Source organism: Chitinophaga chungangae (assembly GCF_017742215.1).
GTDB lineage: Bacteria > Bacteroidota > Bacteroidia > Chitinophagales > Chitinophagaceae > Chitinophaga > Chitinophaga chungangae.
Genome location: NZ_JAGHKP010000001.1, coordinates 131,902 through 151,010, shown reverse-complemented (window position 1 = coordinate 151,010; position 19,109 = coordinate 131,902). Strand labels below are relative to the sequence as shown.

General features: G+C 55.1%; 16 protein-coding genes. 8 read left to right on the top strand and 8 right to left on the bottom strand.

Translation table 11 applies throughout. The annotated features are described in order from the left end of the window. Nucleotides 1-7 precede the first annotated feature (7 nt). From J7I43_RS00640 to tgt, 5 genes are all read right to left on the bottom strand, one after another. Nucleotides 8-3,589 (bottom strand): DUF7948 domain-containing protein, encoded by a 3,582-nt coding sequence (locus tag J7I43_RS00640; protein WP_209142197.1) that lies wholly within the window; start codon nt 3,587-3,589, stop codon nt 8-10. Nucleotides 3,590-3,885: 296 nt separating this feature from the next. Continuing rightward, entirely contained in the window at nt 3,886-5,997 is a 2,112-nt protein-coding gene (gene recG / locus J7I43_RS00635) for an ATP-dependent DNA helicase RecG (protein WP_236023272.1), read from the bottom strand. Between the two features lie 131 nt (nt 5,998-6,128). Further along, entirely contained in the window at nt 6,129-7,454 is a 1,326-nt protein-coding gene (locus tag J7I43_RS00630) for a citrate (Si)-synthase, eukaryotic (protein WP_209142195.1), read from the bottom strand. Nucleotides 7,455-7,588: 134 nt separating this feature from the next. After that, on the bottom strand, nt 7,589-8,668 hold the full coding sequence (locus J7I43_RS00625) for an LptF/LptG family permease (RefSeq protein WP_209142193.1): 1,080 nt from the start codon (nt 8,666-8,668) through the stop codon (nt 7,589-7,591). Between the two features lie 98 nt (nt 8,669-8,766). Continuing rightward, complete coding sequence (tgt, locus tag J7I43_RS00620) at nt 8,767-9,894, bottom strand: tRNA guanosine(34) transglycosylase Tgt (protein WP_209142190.1); 1,128 nt, start codon at nt 9,892-9,894, stop codon at nt 8,767-8,769. 101 nt (nt 9,895-9,995) lie between these two features. On the opposite strand from tgt, the gene J7I43_RS00615 reads away from it, so the two are divergent. Both J7I43_RS00615 and rsmG read left to right on the top strand, forming a co-directional pair. Next, nucleotides 9,996-11,135 (top strand): glycosyltransferase, encoded by a 1,140-nt coding sequence (locus tag J7I43_RS00615; protein WP_209142188.1) that lies wholly within the window; start codon nt 9,996-9,998, stop codon nt 11,133-11,135. A gap of 2 nt (nt 11,136-11,137) precedes the next feature. Then, nucleotides 11,138-11,758 (top strand): 16S rRNA (guanine(527)-N(7))-methyltransferase RsmG, encoded by a 621-nt coding sequence (gene rsmG, locus J7I43_RS00610; protein ID WP_209142186.1) that lies wholly within the window; start codon nt 11,138-11,140, stop codon nt 11,756-11,758. Nucleotides 11,759-11,789: 31 nt separating this feature from the next. On the opposite strand, the gene J7I43_RS00605 is transcribed toward rsmG, so the two are convergent. After that, complete coding sequence (locus tag J7I43_RS00605) at nt 11,790-12,686, bottom strand: cation diffusion facilitator family transporter (protein WP_209142184.1); 897 nt, start codon at nt 12,684-12,686, stop codon at nt 11,790-11,792. 113 nt (nt 12,687-12,799) lie between these two features. Here J7I43_RS00605 and J7I43_RS00600 point away from each other — a divergent pair, with 113 nt between their 5' ends. From J7I43_RS00600 to J7I43_RS00575, 6 genes are all read left to right on the top strand, one after another. After that, nucleotides 12,800-13,360 (top strand): RNA polymerase sigma factor, encoded by a 561-nt coding sequence (locus J7I43_RS00600; protein ID WP_209142182.1) that lies wholly within the window; start codon nt 12,800-12,802, stop codon nt 13,358-13,360. Between the two features lie 10 nt (nt 13,361-13,370). After that, nucleotides 13,371-13,754 carry a hypothetical protein gene (locus J7I43_RS00595; protein WP_209142180.1) on the top strand — a complete coding sequence of 128 codons (384 nt, stop codon included), beginning with the start codon at nt 13,371-13,373 and terminating at the stop codon, nt 13,752-13,754. 18 nt (nt 13,755-13,772) lie between these two features. Continuing rightward, on the top strand, nt 13,773-14,009 hold the full coding sequence (locus J7I43_RS00590; protein WP_209142178.1) for a hypothetical protein: 237 nt from the start codon (nt 13,773-13,775) through the stop codon (nt 14,007-14,009). A gap of 18 nt (nt 14,010-14,027) precedes the next feature. Further along, entirely contained in the window at nt 14,028-14,588 is a 561-nt protein-coding gene (locus tag J7I43_RS00585; protein WP_209142176.1) for a DinB family protein, read from the top strand. 199 nt (nt 14,589-14,787) lie between these two features. Next, a complete protein-coding gene (locus tag J7I43_RS00580) occupies nt 14,788-15,312 on the top strand; it encodes a hypothetical protein (protein ID WP_209142174.1) in 525 nt (174 codons plus the stop codon). 19 nt (nt 15,313-15,331) lie between these two features. Next, nucleotides 15,332-16,336, top strand: coding sequence for a patatin-like phospholipase family protein (locus tag J7I43_RS00575; RefSeq protein WP_209142172.1), 1,005 nt, complete (start codon nt 15,332-15,334; stop codon nt 16,334-16,336). 52 nt (nt 16,337-16,388) lie between these two features. On the opposite strand, the gene J7I43_RS00570 is transcribed toward J7I43_RS00575, so the two are convergent. Both J7I43_RS00570 and J7I43_RS00565 read right to left on the bottom strand, forming a co-directional pair. After that, nucleotides 16,389-18,266: a M1 family metallopeptidase gene (locus tag J7I43_RS00570; protein ID WP_209142170.1), complete on the bottom strand. Its 1,878-nt coding sequence runs from the start codon at nt 18,264-18,266 to the stop codon at nt 16,389-16,391. 164 nt (nt 18,267-18,430) lie between these two features. Continuing rightward, nucleotides 18,431-19,105, bottom strand: a complete 675-nt coding sequence (locus tag J7I43_RS00565) for a chitosanase (RefSeq protein ID WP_209142168.1) — start codon at nt 19,103-19,105, stop codon at nt 18,431-18,433. Between the last annotated feature and the right edge of the window lie 4 nt (nt 19,106-19,109).

Here is a 19,109-nt window from a genome sequence, read left to right as displayed (position 1 = left end):
CAACCCTTTATCTTAGTAATGTAACGTTCCCTGTTTTTGTGACCTTATTGCCGTCCGAAAATTCGATGTTCAGCACAAAAGCGTATGCGTCCATGGGCTGTACGGCGCCGTTAAAACGGCCGTTCCAACCCAGTTTCATGTCGTTGCTCTGGAATACCAGCTTGCCCCAGCGGTTAAACACTTTCATGTCGTAATGTATAATACCGAAACCTTTGATCTCCCAGGTATCGTTCACTCCGTCTCCATTCGGCGAAAATGCCGTAGGCACGTCGTACAGCGGGTTCACGATGGCGCTTACCTGGTGGCAGGCCGTGTCTGTACAACCAAAATCTGTAATCGCGATCAGGCATACTTCGTAGGTGCCCGTGCGCAGGTACTGGTACGTGGGGTTCACTTCGGTGGACGTGCTGCCATCCCCGAAATCCCAGCGGTAATGCGTTGCGCCGGTGCTTTGATTGGTGAACATATGCGGCGTGTTTTCCACCGGCTTGTTAGGCTGGTAGGTAAACTGCGCGTCGGGGCCCGGCATGACGGTGATGAATACGGTCGTGTCGTGCCGCTGGTTGCAGGTATTCGGGTCGAACGCCTCGAGCCTTACCGGGTAACGGCCTGGCTGCGTGTAGGTATGCGTCGGGTAGGGATCGGTGGAGGTGGTGCCGTCGCCGAAATCCCAGTTGAACGTTACGCCGCCTTTGGAAATATTGTCGAAGTTGGCGATGAAAGGCGCGCAGCTGCTGTCCTGCACGTTAAACGCAGCTACCACGTTGGCGGCTACACGTAATTGTATGGACTGCGTTTCGGGCGCATTGCAATAGTTCGTATCGGTGAGCGTAAGGCTGACGGTGTAGATGCCTTCGGATGCGAAGGGATGCGTCTGCCGCGCGGTATCCGTTACTACTTCAGGGGTGTTGTCGCCGAAGTTCCAGGTGAAAGACGTTGGCGTGAAAGGTTTGCCCGGCGGGTGGGTAGACGTGTTCACGAAAAGATATTCCAGCGCTGTGCAGGGCGGCAGGCGTTGCTCGGTGAAGCCCATCGGCGCGCGGTCTTCCCGCACACGGATATCCATATACGCGGTATCCGCCAGGTTACAGCTCGCGGGGTCGTACTTGATAAGGCGCACGCGGTAATCGCCGATGGCCGGGTAAGAATGCGATGTATTGGGCACGGTGGTCACCACGTCAGGACTGCCGTCCCCGAAATTCCAGGTCCAGCTTTCCGCGGTTACGCCCGTGGTGTCGATAAACTGGATATCGGCGGGCACGCAGTAGTTCCTTCTTCTTTCCTGCGTGGTAAAGCCGGCGCGTACACCATCCAGGTTAAATGCGATCTTCAGCGAGCCGAGGTTGCAGCCGTCCGTAAAACCGGTGTAATAAGAGCCGGGCGTTGTCGGGAAGCGGATCCGCGCGCCGCCGATGGGGCATGCCGCGCAAATGGCCTGGTAGATCACGCCGTTCTGGTCGAAACGGCTGGTGCCGCCGTCTACGTGCTCGAACAAACCGTCGCCGCCGTAAAAGGAACCGTACAGGATGCCGAGCGCGTCTCTTTTCATCACGAAGAAATAAAAATCGCTGCCGTCTGACCGCGATTTGCGGGCGTCGGGCGTTACGCGAAGGTTACGCGTGTCTGAATTGGCGTATTCCGTGCCTTGCAGGGCGCCGCCCCAGCCGGAAACATACACGTTCTGACAACGGTCTACCAGGAAAGCCACGGGGCTGATGCTGGGAGAGCTGGCGTTTTTGCCGAAAGTGGTGGAATATATCAGCGCGGAAAGGTCCGGCCGCAGTTTGGTGATGAATTGTTTGGAATTGTCGTTGTAAAAAGTGGCTGTGCCCGCCGGCTGCTGGATGGGCCAGTTGCCTTCTGTGGTGCCCATTACGTACACGGCGCCCTGCCGGTCCAGCTGGATGCCGTACACCTGGTCTGCCCGCGAGTTCTCCGACCCCATGAACGTGGAATGCAATAAGGAGGCGCCGTCTGCGGACAGGTGGGCGATATAACCGTCGCACGCGCCGCCGCGATAGCTGTTGTAAACGCCGCCGCCTGCCATGGGGAAGTTGCTGCTCGCCGTACCGCCGGCCACGTACACGCTGTTGCCGCCGTTCACCGCCAGCACATACGCCGCATCGTCTGCACCGCCGCCGAGGAAAGTGGCCCAAAGCAAAGCGTTGCAATTAGGATTGATCTTCAGCACCACTGCATCCTGGCGGCCGCCGCCATAAGTGGTTTGAAAAGCGCCGGTGGTAACGGGGAAGTTGGCGGACTGGGTGGAACTGGCGACGTAAATGTTGCCGGCGCCGTCTATCACTACTTCGCTGCGTGCGTCGTCGCCATAGTTACGGAGCAGCACGTCCGTTCCGCCGCCTTTGCTGCCGCGGATGTTCGCACCGTCCAGCCCGCTGCCGCCGATGCGCATGGAGCCGATCAGGGCGGAGCCGTTGGCGTTGAGTTTCACGACTACGATGTCGGAACCGCCGCCCGTGCCAACGTTGGTGAGCGAGGGGAAGTTGGTGGAATTTGTCCTGCCGGATATCACGAGGTTGCCTGCCGCGTCTACGAACATGCTGCAGGGCTGTTCTTCGCCCATGCCGCCGATGTAAGTGGAATAAATGATGCGGCTGCCGTTGGGATTGAATTTGGTGATCGCGATATCGTACGTGGCGCCGTTGAAACTGCCGTCGTACACGCCCGGGCTTACGGGGTAGCCATTCTCGAAAGCGATGCCGCCGCCGTAGAAGTTGCCGCCCGCGTCGTAGGTGGCGGTAAAGCCCCAGTTTTCAGCGCGGGAGCCGGTAAGGGTGGCGAATACCACGGTGGGGTCTATCACCAGCGGAAACTGGTTATCGTACCGGCCGGAAATTTTATAGGTCACCACGTCGCCGGAAAGCTGGTATTGCACATTCACCGTTTTACGCTGGCCGTTGATGTATTGGTAAGCGTACGGCGCCAGCTCGATAGCTTCGCCCACGGTGGTCTGAATATGGAGATTGCCTTTTTTAAGCGTTACCGAAGTGGCGCCGCTGTATTGCAGTTTAATGTCGGAAGGGTTTGCGCCGGGGTATAGGATCACGTCGTATTTCAGCTGGCTGCTTTCGGAATACACCTGTACGTCTACGTTGGGATACATGTTTTTGTACAGGATATTCGTATAGGCGCCGATGCCAGACTTCCATTTGGAAGGATCGTTGCCGATAAAGTAGCTGATATTGTCCTGGGTGGGTTTGGACGGGATGATCTCGGGGGTGGCCGCCGCGTTGAGGAATTGGATGTCGTAGGAATGGCCTCTTACATTTTCTGGTTTCGGGGGATTGGCGGCATCGCCGCCATCGCCGGTGGAGGGGGCGGAAATACGGTTATTGGCATTTTTCTTTTTATCCTTCGGCGCGCCGTCCGGGTAATAAGTGTAACGCACCGAATCTTTGGGCGCGCCATGGCGGAAAGCGTCGAGCTTGGCCATGTCTCCCTGGTGCATGAGCAGCACCCTGAAACCATTATTGCGGAGGTAAATGCTGGCACCGCCCAGCGCCGCCCTGAACCTGAAATCGGTATTCCACTGCCCTTTGTTCTCCACGAACTCTAATGGGGAAGACATTGGACTGTGCTGATGATCCTGGGAAAAAACAGGCGATCCAAACATCATAACCAGTATCCAAACTTGCAAAGCACTGAAAAGACCGGTAGGGCGCGAAGGTTTCAAGCGGTTTCGTATTTTAATTGTGCCTAGTAATATTCAATATACTTTATTTAACGGATAGAACCGTCAAAATGTTACGGCGGGATTTGTTGGTTGGCGACTGGCAGAGGACGGTCCACGAAGGTATTGGGCAAGCAACATATTCAGGATCAACCATCCCTGCCAGTCATTCCGGAGATTCAACGTAAAAGCCGTCATGATATTTTACTCCATGCGGATTTTGACCGTTGTGTGGCGAGGAAATCGTGTAAGGGTTTATTTTCAGGAAGTTCGAGGTCGGGATCTTCCGACAGTATTTTTTCGGCGCAGTCGCGGGCGGCCTGGAGCATGGCCCTGTCCTGCACGATGTCTGCCAGTTTAAGGTCCAGCAGCCCGCTCTGGCGGGTGCCTTCTATATCGCCGGGGCCGCGCAGCTCCATGTCTTTTTCGGAGATCACGAAACCGTCGTTTGTCTGTACCATCACTTTCACGCGCTCCTGGCTGTCTTTCCCGATCTTGTTGCCGGTCATGAGGATACAATAGCTTTGTTCGGCTCCCCGTCCTACGCGGCCGCGCAGCTGGTGCAGCTGGCTCAGCCCGAAACGTTCCGTGCTTTCGATCACCATCACCGAAGCGTTGGGCACGTTCACGCCTACTTCAATTACCGTGGTGGCCACCATGATCTGCGTGTCGCCGGTCACGAAACGGTGCATGTTCGCGTCTTTCAGCTCGTTCGTCATGCGCCCGTGCACCATGCTGATATAATATTTCGGTTCGGGAAAAAAGGCTTTCACTTCCTCGTACCCTTTCGTAAGATTTTCAAAATCAAGGCTCGCCGATTCCTCGATGAGCGGGTATACGATGTACGCCTGCCTCCCCTTCCGGATCTCGTCTTTGATAAAGTCCATCACCTGCGGCCGCTGGTATTCCGTACGGTGAACGGTGGTAATGGGCTTACGGCCGGGCGGCAGCTCGTCGATCACGGACACGTCGAGGTCGCCGTAAACCGTCATGGCCAGCGTGCGTGGAATGGGCGTGGCCGTCATCACCAGGATGTGCGGCGGCGTATCGTTCTTTTCCCACAGCCGCGCGCGCTGCGCCACGCCGAAGCGGTGCTGTTCGTCTACGATCGCCATGCCGAGGTGTTTGAATTTCACTTCGTTTTCCAGCAGGGCGTGCGTGCCGATGAGGATATGGATATTTCCTGCCTCGGTGTCCGCCAGTATCTGTTTCCGCGCTTTCCCTTTAATGTTGCCGGTGAGCAGCGCCGTTTTCAGCGGCATATCTTTCAGCAGTTCGGAAATGCCTTTGTAATGCTGCTGCGCCAGTATTTCGGTAGGCGCCATCAGGCAGCCCTGGAAACCGTTGTCTATGGCGATAAGCAGTGACAGCAACGCCACCATCGTTTTGCCGGAGCCAACGTCGCCCTGTACGAGGCGGTTCATCTGGTGACCGGTGGTCGTGTCTTTCCGGATCTCTTTCAGCACGCGTTTCTGCGCGCCGGTGAGCGCGAAGGGAAGATGGTGGTTGTAAAAGGTGTTGAAGGTATCGCCGACGTTGTTGAAAATAAAGCCCTGGCTGTTTTTATGGCGGCGGATCTTCAGGCGGCAGATGCGCACCTGGGCGAGGAAAAGCTCTTCGAACTTCAGCCTGCGCTGCGCCTGCCGGGCCTCATCTTCCGTTTGCGGCAGGTGTATCTTGAAATACGCCTGGGAACGCGGCATCAGCCTGAACTGCTGTAAAATGGACCCGGGGATGTTTTCCTTTATTTCGGCCATGGATAGCTGTTCCAGCAGGTTGTGCGTCAGTTTGCCGATGGCTTTGGCGGTGAGGCCGCGGGCTTTAAGTTTTTCAGTAGTATAATACACCGGTTCGAGATGTTGTTTGCCGGTGGCCGTCTCTTCCGTGAGCAGGTCCATTTCGGGGTGGGCCATCTGTAAAATGCCGTTGAACTGCGACAGCCGGCCGAACACAAGGTATCCCGCGTTTTCGCGCAGCGACTTCTGCATCCATTGCCAGCCCTGGAACCAAACGAGGTCGATGCGCCCGGTTTCGTCCTGCAGCGTGGCTACCAGCCGTTTGGCGCGTTTATCCCCCACCACTTCCATATGCACGATGCGCCCCCTGATCTGCACATATTCCTCCATGCCGCTCAACTGGCGGATCTTTTCCACTTTCGTGCGGTCCACGTACCGGAAGGGGTAATATTCCAGCAGGTCGCGGAAGGTGTGCACGCCGATCTCCTTACGCAACAGTTCGCCCCGCTGGGGGCCAACGCCTTTCAGGTATTCGATCGGGTTGGGCAATATGGAAGAGATATAACTCAAAAGCGCATGTTAAATGAGGGTACGAAGTACGGCAATTTCATAAAAAAAGGCAAACGGCCGTATGGCATGCAATGCAAAAAGAAGCCCGGAAACGTTGCTGCTTCCGGGCTTCAGGGATATCGTAAAGCTGATTATTCAGCGATCGCTTCTACTTTTCCTTCCGCGAACAGCTTCATCCATTCAGAAGTAACGGATTTCGGCCTTTCGAGGGAGAGGTTCAGCGCACGGTCCCAGCAGAGGGAAGCCAATACGCCGAGCGCGCGGCTTACGCCGAACAGCACGGTGTAAAATTCGTATTCCACCAGGCCGTAGTGCAGCAGCAATGCGCCGGAATGCGCGTCTACGTTCGGCCAGGGGTTTTTCACCTTGCCAAGGTCCTGCAGGATGGTTGGAACGGTATCGTATACCGCCCAAACGATGCGTACCAGCTCGTCTTCAGGCAGGTGTTTTTTTGCGAACTCCATCTGCGCAGTGAAGCGCGGATCGGTTTTGCGCAGTACGGCGTGGCCGTAGCCCGGCACTACTTTACCTTCGGAGAGGGTCTTTTTCACATATGCCGCGATCTGCTCTTTGGTGGGAACGCCGCCGCCAAGCTCTTCGCGCATGCTCAGTATCCATTTGATCACTTCCTGGTTGGCGAGGCCGTGCAGGGGGCCGGCAAGACCGTTCATGCCCGCCGCGAAAGACAGGTAGGCGTCGCTGAGGGCGGAACCTACGAGGTGCGTGGTATGCGCGCTCACGTTACCGCCTTCGTGGTCTGCGTGGATCACCATGTACAGGCGCATCAGTTCTTTGAACCCTTCGTCTGAGTAACCCAGCATATGCGCGAAGTTCGCAGCCCAGTCGAGCATGCCGTCCGGCTGGATATGCTGGCCGTTTTTGTATTTGCGGCGGTAGATATAGGCGGCTACACGGGGCAGGCGCGCGATGAGGTTCAGCGTGTCCTCATACATATAGCTCCAATAATCTTTTTTATTCATACCGTCGGCATATGCTTTCGCAAACACGGATTCGGTCTGCAGGGCCATTACCGCAACGGTAAACATGGTCATGGGGTGGGTGGAGATAGGCAGTGCCTCGATGGCGTCGAACACGTGGTTGGGCACGTGGCTGCGGCGGCCGAGCACGCTGCTGAGGGTCTGTACGTCTGCTTCGGTGGGCAGCTCGCCGATCAACATCAGGTAAAATAAACCTTCCGGCAGGGGCTCCGCGCCGCCGGGGGCTTTTGGAAGATGTTCCCTCAGTTCGGGGATGGAATAACCGCGGAAGCGGATACCTTCATTCGCATCCAGCAGGGAAGTTTCGGTAACGAGGCCGGTAATGCCGCGCATGCCCTGATAAACCTGGGCCACTGTTACATCGTCTACTTTTTTTGTACCATGATTCTTGAGCAGGTCCTTTACCTCTGTGCCCAGTTCATCTGCTTTAGCCTTGAATTTCTCTTTTATATAACTCATTTTCCCGCAATGATTTAGAAAAATTAACGAAATCGATCAATGAACAAAAGTAATGATAAACACTTAAAATCCCTATCGTTTCAGGGAGATTTAACGTATAATTTCAAGCTTTTGATCAAAAATCATCAGAAGGTTTACTTCGGGGCGCGGAAATAGAGATAAACGGCCAGTCCCGCGAAAACGAAGTTGGGTATCCATGCCGCCAGCAGGGGGTCCAGGTCGGCTTTGGTGGCGAACACGGTGGAGAATTGCATAAAGAGGATATAGAGCGCGGAGATCACGATGCCCAGCGCCAGGTGCAGGCCGCTTCCGCCCCTCACCTTCCGGCTGGAAATGATCGCGCCGATCAGCACGAGGATGATCACCGCCACGGCGGCGGAGGTACGGCGGTGTTTTTCAACATAAAATACGTTCAGCCCTTCCGCACCGCGCAGCTCCTCCCTTTCCAGGTAACGGTTCAGCTCGGGCGTGGTCATGGCCTGTTCCTTGTTTTTTTCTTCTACCATTTCGGCGGGCAGCAGCGGGATCTTGAGTGTCGTGTCGCTGGCCGTGCGCAGGGTTTCGCGCATGCCGTTGATGGTGCGCTCGGTAATGAAGTCGAGTTTCCAGCTGCGGGTGGTGGAGTCCCACGAAACACGGTCCGCCTTCAGGTTGTAGATCACCTGCTGGCCTTTGATGCGTTTGAGCACGAAGTTGGAACCTTTCTTATAGTTGGGATCGTACAGGCCGAAGGTGATATAGGTCACGCTGTCTACCCGCATGGTTTTATCGGTCAGCGCCTCATGGTCTTTCGGCGCGCTTACGTATTTGTTCTCGAAGGCAGTGCGGATGCGGTTGGCTTCGGGTACTACCCAGCGGTTGGCCGCCCAGAGTATCGATGCGAACAGCACGGCGCCCACCCAGTAAGGCCGGAGGAAACGCCTGAAACTTACGCCGGCGCTCAGGATGGCCACGATCTCGGTTTTGTAGGCGAGCTTGGAGGTGAAAAAGATCACCGAAATGAAGATGAACAGCGGGAAAAGCAGGGCGGCGATATGGGGGATGAAACCGATGTAATAATGCATGAACACGAAGCCGATGGAGAGGTCGTGCTCCAGGAAGTCGTCGATCTTTTCCGTGATGTCTATCACTACCGAGATCACCAGCAGGATCATCAGGGAATAAACGAACGTGCCGATGAACTTGCGCAGTATGTACCAGTCTATCTTCTTCATATGTTGATTGGGCGGCCGGGCTTAAAGGTGCAAAGCTAGTATTCCGCGTGCATCTAATATGCGATTTTATTCTATGATGAGCAATTTTAACATAAATACTACAGCCTGGTTTGCAGCTGCGGCACCACCTGCCGTTTCCAGGAACCGTAGGTGCCCTGCAGTATTTGTTCCCGCGCGGCTTTGACCAGTTCGAGGTAAAAACAGAGGTTGTGGATGCTGGCGAGCGTCATGCCGAGTATTTCGCCGGCCACGAAGAGGTGGCGCACGTAGGCTTTGGAATAGTTGCGGCTGGCGTCGCAGGGGTTTTGTTCGTCCAGCGGGCTGAAATCTGCCGCCCATTTTTTATTGCGGATGTTGATCACGCCGTTCCAGGTGAACAACATGCCGTTGCGCCCGTTTCGTGTAGGCATCACGCAGTCGAACATATCGATGCCCAGCTCGATGTTGTTCAGGATATTCCAGGGAGTGCCCACGCCCATGAGGTAACGGGGTTTTTCCACCGGCAGCAGCTCTGTAACCAGCCCGCACATTTCGTACATCTCGTTTTCCGGCTCGCCCACGCTCAGCCCGCCGATGGCGTTGCCGGCGCAGTTGCGCGACGCGATGGCCTCGGCCGAGATCTTCCGGAGGTCTTTGTACGTACTGCCCTGCACGATGGGAAACAGCGTTTGTTCGTACCCGTATTCCGGCGAAGTTTCGCCGAGGCGTTTGATGCAGCGGTCCAGCCAGCGGTGGGTGAGCTCCATGCTGCGTTTGGCATAGCCGTATTCGCTGGGGTAAGGCGGGCATTCGTCGAAGGCCATGATAATGTCCGCCCCGATGCTGCGCTGGATGTCCATCACGTTTTCGGGAGTGAACAAATGGCGGCTGCCGTCGATATGGCTTTGAAACACCACGCCTTCTTCTTTGATCTTGCGGTTGGCGGCGAGGGAAAACACCTGGTACCCGCCGCTGTCGGTGAGGATGGGACGGTCCCAGCCGTTGAACTTATGCAATCCCCCGGCCTGTTTCAACACCTCCGTTCCGGGGCGCAGGTAAAGGTGATAAGTGTTGCCGAGGATGATCTGCGCGTTCACTTCGGTGCGCAATTGTTCCTGGGTAACGGCTTTCACGGAGCCCACGGTACCCACGGGCATAAAAATGGGCGTCTGGATGGCGCCATGCGCGGTGGTAATGGTGCCGGCCCTTGCGCCGGAAGGATCAGTGGTGATAAGATCGAACTGCAAGACTGTCTGTATTTTTTCAGGGGGCAAAGGTATTGAATATCCCAGTATTAATTTTTCCACAACCTTACATAGGTAAATAAAAACATATATTTTTGCCCCCTATGTCGGACAACCTGGGGATTATCATTTTTTATGTTTTCGCCGCTTCAGCGGGAGTGCAGGTATTGTATTACCTCGTCTTTTTTTCAAGAGTGGCGTTCTACCGGCGCCGGTTCGACGAGGATCATCCGCCGCAGGAAGCCCTGTCTGTCATCATTTGCGCCAAAAACGAGGAAAGAAGCCTTCCCAAAAACCTTCCCACCGTGCTCCAGCAACGCTATCACATCCATCAGCAGCCGGAATACGAAGTGATCGTGGTGAACGATAATTCGGAAGACGATTCCAAATATTACCTCGCCTCCATCGAAAACGGTTATTCACATTACCGCCATATCGAGATCAAACAGGCGGCGCAATTCATTCCCGGTAAAAAATACCCCCTTTCCATCGGCATCAAAGGCGCCAAATACGATACGGTGGTGCTTACGGACGCAGACTGCAAGCCCGCCAGCACCTACTGGCTTTCGATGATCTCCCAGGGCTTCAGCAACGGCAAGGAGATCGTGCTGGGTTACGGCCCGTATTACAAAAAGCCGGGCTTCCTCAACAAGGTGATCCGCTACGAAACTTATTTCAGCGCCCTTCAATACCTGTCCTTCGCCATGGCCGGCATTCCCTATATGGGCGTGGGCCGCAACCTGGCGTATAAGAAAGAGCTTTTTTTTAAACATAAAGGCTTCACCGCCCACCAGCATATCACTTCGGGGGACGACGACCTGTTCGTGAACCGCGCCGCCAATGGCTCCAACGTGGGCGTTGTGATCAACAAACACGCGTTCGCCTACTCCGAGCCGAAAACCAAATGGAAACACTGGTTCGCGCAGAAAAACAGGCATATGAGCACCGGCAAACACTACCGTTTCGGGCATAAAATGCTGCTGGGACTGTTCTCCCTCTCCCACTTCGTATTTTACCCGGCGATGGTGGCCGCATTGTTCTACATGCCGATGCTGTACATAACGCTCGGCATCCTGGGCGGCAAAGCGCTGATACAGTCCGTGATCACTTTCATGGCGCTTAAAAAGCTGGACGAGAAGGACTTATTCTGGTACAGCTGGCTGATGGATATCCTCATGTTCCTTTATTATGTTATCTTCACGCCCGCATTGTTCTTCCAGAAAGGACGAAGCAAGTGGAAATAAACATGGAGACCGTTTTAAAATATTTCGCCGATTTTACGCCCAAACAGCTCGACCAGTTCCGTGCCCTGGAACCGCTTTACAGGGAATGGAACGAAAAGATCAACGTGATCTCACGTAAAGACATCGATTCGCTGTACGAAAAACATGTGCTGCATTCGCTGGCCATCGCGGCAGTAGCCGATCTCCCTGACGGTTTGCAGGTGCTGGACCTCGGTACCGGCGGCGGTTTTCCGGGCATTCCGCTGGCCATTTTTTTCCCTGGAGTGCATTTTCACCTCGTCGATTCCATCGGTAAAAAAATAAAAGTGGTGGAAGGCGTGGCCGAAGCCCTGAATCTACAGAATGTGACCACCGCCCATTCCCGGGTGGAGGATATCAAAAACCGCAAGTTCGACCTCGTGGTATCCCGCGCGGTGGCTCCCCTGAAGGACCTCTGGCAGTGGAGCAAGCCGCTCGTCAAAAAAAATGCGGACGAAAGCCGCCCCTCCGGCCTTATCTGTCTCAAAGGCGGCGACCTGGCGCAGGAGATCTCCGAAAGCGGCGCCCGGCCTAAGATGGTCAATATCTACAAGCTCTTTCCCGAAGAGTTTTTCCAGGAAAAATATGTTGTAGCCGTAAGATAACCCGCGTGGCGGGCGTTTGGAACGGGCCTGCTCAGAACCCGGCGTCTTCGTCTGTATGGCTGAGCTCCGTTTCGAGCGTGCAATGGGAAATATTGAGATGATGCAGCGCGTGTTTCAGTTCTTTTTTCACGGCAGCCACCTGTTCGTCCGTTAACCCGGATTGAACGGTAACATGGGCCGTGAGGGCGTTTTCCGTGGTGCTTACCGCCCAGATGTGCACGTGATGCAGGTCTTTCACGCCCGGAACGGCAACGGCCGCTTTCTGCACTTGTGCCACTGAAATGCCGGAAGGCACCCCGTCGAGGGATAAACGGAGGCTGTCGCGCAGGAGGTCCCAGGTGCCGTACACGATCACGGCCATTACAACGATGCTCACGGCCGCGTCTATCCAGTACTGCTGCGTGTACAGCATTAGCAAACCGGCGCCCACGGTGCCGAGAGACACCAGCGCGTCCGCCATCAGGTGCAGGTAGGCCCCTTTTACGTTCAGGTCGGTTTCTTTGTCGCGGAAAAAAAGGAAAGCGGAAATGGTGTTGATCACGATGCCGATGCCGGCCACGCTTGCCACCGGCCCTCCGGAGAGGGGCACGGGGTGGCGGAGGCGCCCAATCGCCTCATAACCAATGGCTCCCACGGCGATCAATAAAATAATGGCGTTCAATAATGAGATCAGGATGGTACTTTTGCGGTAGCCGTACGTATACTTAGGGCCGGGCGGCACCCGCGCCAGCCGGAAGGCCAGCATCGACAGGGCCAGGCTGGCCACGTCGCTGAGGTTGTGGCCCGCGTCGGACAACAGGGCGAGCGAACCGGTGGAAAAACCCGCAACGGCTTCCACCACCACAAAAGTGAGGTTCAGGCCAATACCCGCCAGGAAGGCCCTGTTCAGCCGGGAAGCTCCCAGGGGAGCGTGAGCGTGATCGTGCATTATCTTAAAAATACGAAGACCCGTTTAAAAAAAACGTGGCGGGCATACAATAAGCGGCCTGCTGGTTCGTCTACCTAACTAAGATGAACGAGTGGCTTTCCATAAAAAAACCCATGGCACTGGAACAAAACGAGCGCATACAGCGAACGGTGGAAAAGGAACGCAACCGGCTCCTGCAATTCATCCGCAAAAGGGTGGATAACGTGGCCGACGCGGAAGATATTCTGCAGGACGTGCTGTACCAGTTCACGCAGTACCTCCGCCTGGGAACGGATATAGATTCACTGACCGGATGGCTTTTCGCGGTTACCCGCAACCGTATTACAGACTGGTTCCGGAAAAAGCGGGAAGACCGGTTTTCGGACACGGCGATCGAAACTGGCGACGGCGAGGGGCCCCTCTACCTGTCAGACATCCTGCCCGACGCTTCCGCGAAAACAGACGTGCCCATGCTGCGGAAATTCATGTCGGAGGCCATTACCGAGGCTATCGACGAATTGCCGGAAGAGCAGCGGTACGTGTTCCTTCAGCATGAAGTGGAAGGCCGATCCTTCAAGGAAATTTCCGCTGAAACGGGCGTGTCCGTCAACACCCTGCTCAGCCGCAAACGTTACGCGGTGCTGGCCCTGCGCGAGAGGCTGGCGGTATTGTATAAAGAATTAATGAACGACTAAACGTATTGATATGAACAAAAAACATATCGGCTGGAAAATATTGGCTGCGATCGTAGGTATCCCCGCATTTGCAGCGCTGTTAGGATTTACCACCATGTATCTCTGGAACTGGCTGATACCTTCCCTTTTCAACGGGCCGGTGATCAACTTCTGGCAGGCATTGGGCCTCTTTATCCTTTGCAAGCTCCTGTTCGGCTTCTCGAAAGGCGGCGGGCACGACAGAGGCAAAAGCTGGCGCTGTAAAAAAGAACGGTGGAAAGAACACATGAAAGCAAAAATGGAGCATCTTTCCCCGGAAGAAAGAGAAAAACTCAAGAGCCATTTTGACCGTTGCATGACCGGCCGCTGGGGTTCCAAACCCAGTGAAGAAACCACCGGCGCAAGGGAAGAATAACCACTACAACCTGACTGTATGCAACCCGTATCCAACACCGGCGTCATGATCGGCATTTTCAAAACAAATATCCGCACGTACCACGAGCGAAACCTTATCGTCAGCGCAATTTGCAGTAACTTTGAAGTCTCTTCCTGCAATATTGATATTGAAGATTGCGATAAAGTACTTCGTGTGGTGGATATGAAAGTGGATGAACATTCCATCATCCGTTTCGTGCAGGAAAGAGGATTCCTCTGCGAAGTGCTTGAATGACAAATTTAACCGGACCTTATGCAAAAGACAGCCATACAAACCCTACTGAACGGCAGCTTCACCGACTTTTCCGCATTCATCGAAACGCTTTCAGACCATCGTTTTATCGTATCGCCTGAAGGCAAATGGTCTGCCGCCCAGCAGCTGGACCACCTCATCCGCAGCGCCAAACCGGTGAACACCGCCCTGGGCATGCCGCGTTTTTTCCTGCGCTGGTTCGGCAAACCCGCCGCGCCTTCCCGCAGCTTTGAAGAGATCAGGGAAAACTACCGCGGCTTGCTGAAAAACGGCGCCGTAACCACCCGGCCTTACATCCCGCATGTAAGCGAAGCAGACCAGAAACAGCCGTTGCTCAAACAGTTCGCCCAGCAGAAAGACAAAATGCTGCAGCTGATCGATAACTGGAGCGAACAGGAGCTGGACCGCTACCAGGGCCCTCACCCGCTGATGGGCAAACTCACCGTCCGCGAGATATTGTATTTCACCGCGTATCATAATTACCATCACCTGCATAGCCTGCAATCGCGCGAGCAGCTGGAACAGCCGTGGGCCGCACAGCTCGAAAGGGTTATTTTCTGATACGCCGTAAACGATCTTTCCCGTTCCCGCGCCGCGGGAGCGGGATTTTTTTTGTCTAACGCCCTCGTAAAAACGTATTTCCACCTATGGCCGTACCGGCACAAATTCGTAACTTCAGGAAAACCCCGATCCACTAACTCAGGCAGCCCGCCGGCCACCCCAAAATTCCGATGCCCGTGCTGCCGCAAACATTGATCCGATGAAACTGAAATGGCTGTTCGCCTGTCTGCTTCCGCTATTATGTTTTGCCGTGAAAACCCGCGCGCAAAGCGAATTTCCAAAGGGATGGATCTTTCCGCTCGAATGGGGAGGAGGCATGGTCACGTCTTTCCACGGCGCGGACCCCGATCTTTTTGTAGCCACGCTGGCCTTTTCGCCGCAGGTAACCGTGGTGCCCGGCAGGCTCCGGCTGGGCCTTACCGGCGGAGGCGCTTTTTACAACAAACGCATTTACGGCACCGGCGGGGGCCGCGTATCGCTGATGATCAGCCAGGGCCCTAAAGTAATGGAAAGCACGGTGGTGAACGCGCAACTGGTGGGCGAATACCTGTTCGGCACCGAAAACCAGCGCCTCGTTGGCGGCGGCTTCGCCTTCGAGATCGGGCAGATGGCCACCATGAGCATGAAAGTTCACCGCGATTACGCCTGGAACGACTGGTGGTTCACCGGCAGCTTCGGCATTCATCTTTTCAAAAAACCACCGCCCCGCCCGCCCGTTTTGTAAACCTCAAAAACACCCCTTTATGTCCAAAACAGCACTGGTGATCAGTGGCGGAGGCTCCAAAGGAGCGTTCGCCGTAGGCGTGCTCAAATACATGGCCGCCACACCCAAAATCCAGTTCGACACCCTTTGCGGCACCAGCACCGGCTCCCTCATCATACCGCTCGCCGCCATCGGAGAAATCAACCTGCTGGAGAAATTATACACCACCCACGTTACCAGCGACATCGTTATCACCGGCAACGTGATCAACCGTTTCGCGGGGAAAGATACTTATTCGTTGTTCGACGCGCAGCCGCTGGCGCAGCTTATCAAAAAGACCTTCACAGACAACATGTACCAGTCCATTCTCGACACCGCGAAAGGACTGTACCTCACCACCGTTTGCCTGCAAACCGGCCGCATTACCTATTTCACCACCAGCGACCTGCCCATGACCTCGCCGGAATACGATGTGATCCGCATACAGGACGCCAGCACTTTCCGCCGCGCCATGTTCGCATCGTCCTGCCAGCCCGTGTTCATGCCGCCGTATAACGTGATAGAAAGCCAAAGCCTGCAGTATGTAGACGGCGGCCTGCGCGAATATGCGCCGGTAGATCTCGCCATCGACACCGGCGCCACGGAGATCTACGCCATTTTGCTTTCGCCAGAAAAACCGGAAACAGACGATCATGTTTTCAAAAGTCCGTTCGAGATATTGCAGCAAACGATGGACTGGTTCACGATGGACGTTGCGGTGAACGACCTCCGCATGCCCAAGTACGTGAACCGCAGCCTGCAATATCTCAAAGCCGTGAAAACAAAAATGAAAGAAGCGGGAATAAAAAACAAAGAGATCGAAGCGTTTTTCGATGTGCCGTTCGATAATCCCTTTCTCGGGAAATCGGACCTGAAGCTGCACATCATCCGCCCGGAAAAGCCGCTCAACGGCGGCCCCGGCGGCCTCACCTTCGACCCTTCGGAAATGAAAAAGATGGTGGCTTACGGCGAAGAAACCGCCCGGAAATATTTTGAGAGCCTGTAAATAGGAACGGGCGCCCGTTGCGGAGCGCCCGTTTTTTTATAAAGATGACGGATCATTCGTCCACCGCCTTGTTGTTGTTCCTGTTCACGTCCGCCATGCGCATGCTCGGGTCGATGTCTATGCTTTTCAGCTGGCTGATCGGCGTGTCGATGGTGAGGGTGTAAGTGGGGTGCGTCCAGCGCCAGCCGTCGTGCACGATGCGTTTTTCATCCGCATTTTCGGCGGGTTTGTTGCCGAACATGATGGTGAGCGGGATGTAATGCAATTCTTTCCGCCCGTCTTTCAGCTCCACCTGCAGATCTATCGGCATGGGAAACTCCCCGACCCTGCGCAGCGTCACGACTGTTTTGCCATTCACTTCATTGATGCTGTCCAGCGCGTAATCGATGTGTTTGGTGGTGTTGCGCATGTATTCCAGGTACCAGTCCAGCTGGATGCCGCTTTGTTTTTCCATCACCCTGATAAAATCGTTGGCGTTGGGATGTTTGAAACGCCATTCCTGGTAATACCGCAGCAAACCCGCGTCCCTGTTAGCCGCGCCGATCACGTAACCCAGCTGCTCGAGGAATATCGCGCCTTTTGAATAGGAACTGATGCTGTAAGCGTAATTGGTGTTGAAATGGTCCGCATGCGTGCTGATCGGTTCTTCAAAACCGCTGCGCACCAATGCGAAATAATTACGGTAACTGGGCGCGTGCGGCCATTTGCCCGCCAGCGAATCCACGGTGTTGCCGATGGTATTGTCTTCTGCGAATGTGGTGAAACCCTCGTCCATCCAGGGGTACAGGCTTTCGTTGGTACCGAGCATGCCCTGGTACCAGCTGTGCATCCATTCGTGGATAGCTACGCCGTACAGGCCATCCATTTTGCCGTTGCCCATGATGAGCGTGGCCATGGGATATTCCATGCCCCCGTCTCCGCCCTGGATAAAGGAATATTGTTTGTACGGGTAAGCGCCGTAATGTTTTTTGATATACTCGTACGCAACGGGTATCATCTTCGCCAGCTGCGGCCAGGTGTTTTTCGTGGTATCGTTCTCGATATAGAAAAAATGCGCGGTGAAGCCATCTACCGGCTGCGTGATGTGTTTATAATCCGGATCGGCCGCCCACACGAAGTCGTGCACGTTCGGCGCATTAAAATGCCAGGTGAGCGTATTGCCCGCCGGGCGCGTCACTTTCGAGCTCTTTGTTTCGTAACCATAACCGATCTGCTGCGGGTTTTGCAGGTAACCGGTAGCGGCCAGCACATAATTTTTATCGATGGTGATCTTCACGTCGAAGTCGCCCCAAACACCGTAGAACTCGCGCGCGATGTAAGGCGTGGGATGCCAGCCTTCGTAATCGTATTCGGCCATTTTGGGATACCACTGCGACATGGAATAATCCACTCCTTCCTTGTTGTTCCTGCCGCTGCGGCGGATCTGCACGGGCACCTGCGCGTCGAATTCCATGTTGAAGGTAACGGTGGTTTTAGGCAGGATGGGTTTGTCGAGGTCTACCACGAGAATGGTCTCTTCGGTCCTGAACTGCTGCTGCCGCCCGTCCATGGTGAGGGAGCGCACTTTCTGGTAACCGATCTCGTTGGGCTGCAGTTTGGAAATGCGGTCGGTTACGCGGCTGTCCCAGTCATGCCGGTCCACGCCTTTGGAATCTTTACCGATAATGATCTTGCCAAGCTCCCGGCTGCGCACGTCCATCATGCTGTTGGGCTGAAAGGCGTTCCATTGCAGGTGATAAAACACGCGGGAGAGGGTATCGGGAGAATTGTTGGTGTATTCCAGCTGTTGTTTGCCGGTAAACTGGTGGTTTTTGACGTCCATCCGGATGTCCATGTCGTATTTTACGCGTTGCTGCCAGCGGTCTGCCTGTGCCATGGCCGAAGAAGCTCCCAGCAGGAAAAATAGCGCCGGGATGATTGATTTACTCATATTCAGATCATTGGTCTAAGGGGCGAAAATAGGAAATTTCGCTCAGCACGGGGGCGGATATTGGATATACGGTCCGGCGGGCCGCACCGGGCGGATGGCGCAACGCCGCGGCGCCGGGTTGCACATGCCCGGTAATACCTGCTTTGGCAGCTGTTTCCAAAAGACTACGCGATCGTTTTGCCCTGGGTGGTCACCGGCTGATCGAGCATCCAGTTGCCTTTGCTCATCTGGTCGATGAACGTTTTGGTGCGGTACACGGTGGGATGAAGCACTTTCTTTTTATGCGTAGCGAGCCAGTTCTGCCGCGCTTTGGTATACGCCGCGATCCAGGCTTTTTCGTCGCCGCCGCGCAACGGCGTGCGCTCGGGGAAACGAACGCGCAGGAAACCGGGAATGGAGCCGGAATGAATGTAGCTGTCGTAGATCACGAGCAGGCTCAGCGGCAGCGCAAACTGTTCCGCCGTAAAGAAATGCAGCGCGGGCTGGAAATACAGGATCTCGAAAGTTTCATCCTGCGCCTGCCGCATGAGCGGGTCTTCCTTCGCGCTTTTTTTCAGCAGGTCTTTGAAATCTTTATTGTCTACCAACGGCACTGCGCCCACTTTGGGCAGGAAGGCGTTGAATTCGCCGGAGAATTTTCCGCCGATGGCAATGTAACGTTCCAGCAAATTGCGCAGGTTGCCCTGCTCAGTGGTCTGGCTGCGGCCATAAGTGATCTGGCGGCTGCCGTTCCTGCCGTCGGGGAAAATGGCGATCGCATCGTACCTGCCTTCCGGCGTGCCGGTTTCGAATACGTTCACAATGGCCATGATCTTATTTTTAATCGCGGGTGTGATCATAACG

Excerpts from the sequence above, each read along its gene's own strand:
- J7I43_RS00565 (WP_209142168.1), bottom strand. The coding sequence starts at position 19,105 with ATGATCACACCCGCGATTAAAAATAAGATCATGGCCATTGTGAACGTA.
- J7I43_RS00625 (WP_209142193.1), bottom strand. The coding sequence starts at position 8,668 with ATGAAGAAGATAGACTGGTACATACTGCGCAAGTTCATCGGCACGTTC.
- J7I43_RS00640 (WP_209142197.1), bottom strand. The coding sequence starts at position 3,589 with ATGTCTTCCCCATTAGAGTTCGTGGAGAACAAAGGGCAGTGGAATACC.
- J7I43_RS00585 (WP_209142176.1), top strand. The coding sequence starts at position 14,028 with ATGCAAAAGACAGCCATACAAACCCTACTGAACGGCAGCTTCACCGAC.
- J7I43_RS00600 (WP_209142182.1), top strand. The coding sequence starts at position 12,800 with ATGGCACTGGAACAAAACGAGCGCATACAGCGAACGGTGGAAAAGGAA.
- rsmG (WP_209142186.1), top strand. The coding sequence starts at position 11,138 with ATGGAGACCGTTTTAAAATATTTCGCCGATTTTACGCCCAAACAGCTC.
- J7I43_RS00575 (WP_209142172.1), top strand. The coding sequence starts at position 15,332 with ATGTCCAAAACAGCACTGGTGATCAGTGGCGGAGGCTCCAAAGGAGCG.
- J7I43_RS00590 (WP_209142178.1), top strand. The coding sequence starts at position 13,773 with ATGCAACCCGTATCCAACACCGGCGTCATGATCGGCATTTTCAAAACA.
- J7I43_RS00595 (WP_209142180.1), top strand. The coding sequence starts at position 13,371 with ATGAACAAAAAACATATCGGCTGGAAAATATTGGCTGCGATCGTAGGT.
- J7I43_RS00570 (WP_209142170.1), bottom strand. The coding sequence starts at position 18,266 with ATGAGTAAATCAATCATCCCGGCGCTATTTTTCCTGCTGGGAGCTTCT.
- J7I43_RS00605 (WP_209142184.1), bottom strand. The coding sequence starts at position 12,686 with ATGCACGATCACGCTCACGCTCCCCTGGGAGCTTCCCGGCTGAACAGG.
- J7I43_RS00580 (WP_209142174.1), top strand. The coding sequence starts at position 14,788 with ATGAAACTGAAATGGCTGTTCGCCTGTCTGCTTCCGCTATTATGTTTT.
- J7I43_RS00615 (WP_209142188.1), top strand. The coding sequence starts at position 9,996 with ATGTCGGACAACCTGGGGATTATCATTTTTTATGTTTTCGCCGCTTCA.
- J7I43_RS00630 (WP_209142195.1), bottom strand. The coding sequence starts at position 7,454 with ATGAGTTATATAAAAGAGAAATTCAAGGCTAAAGCAGATGAACTGGGC.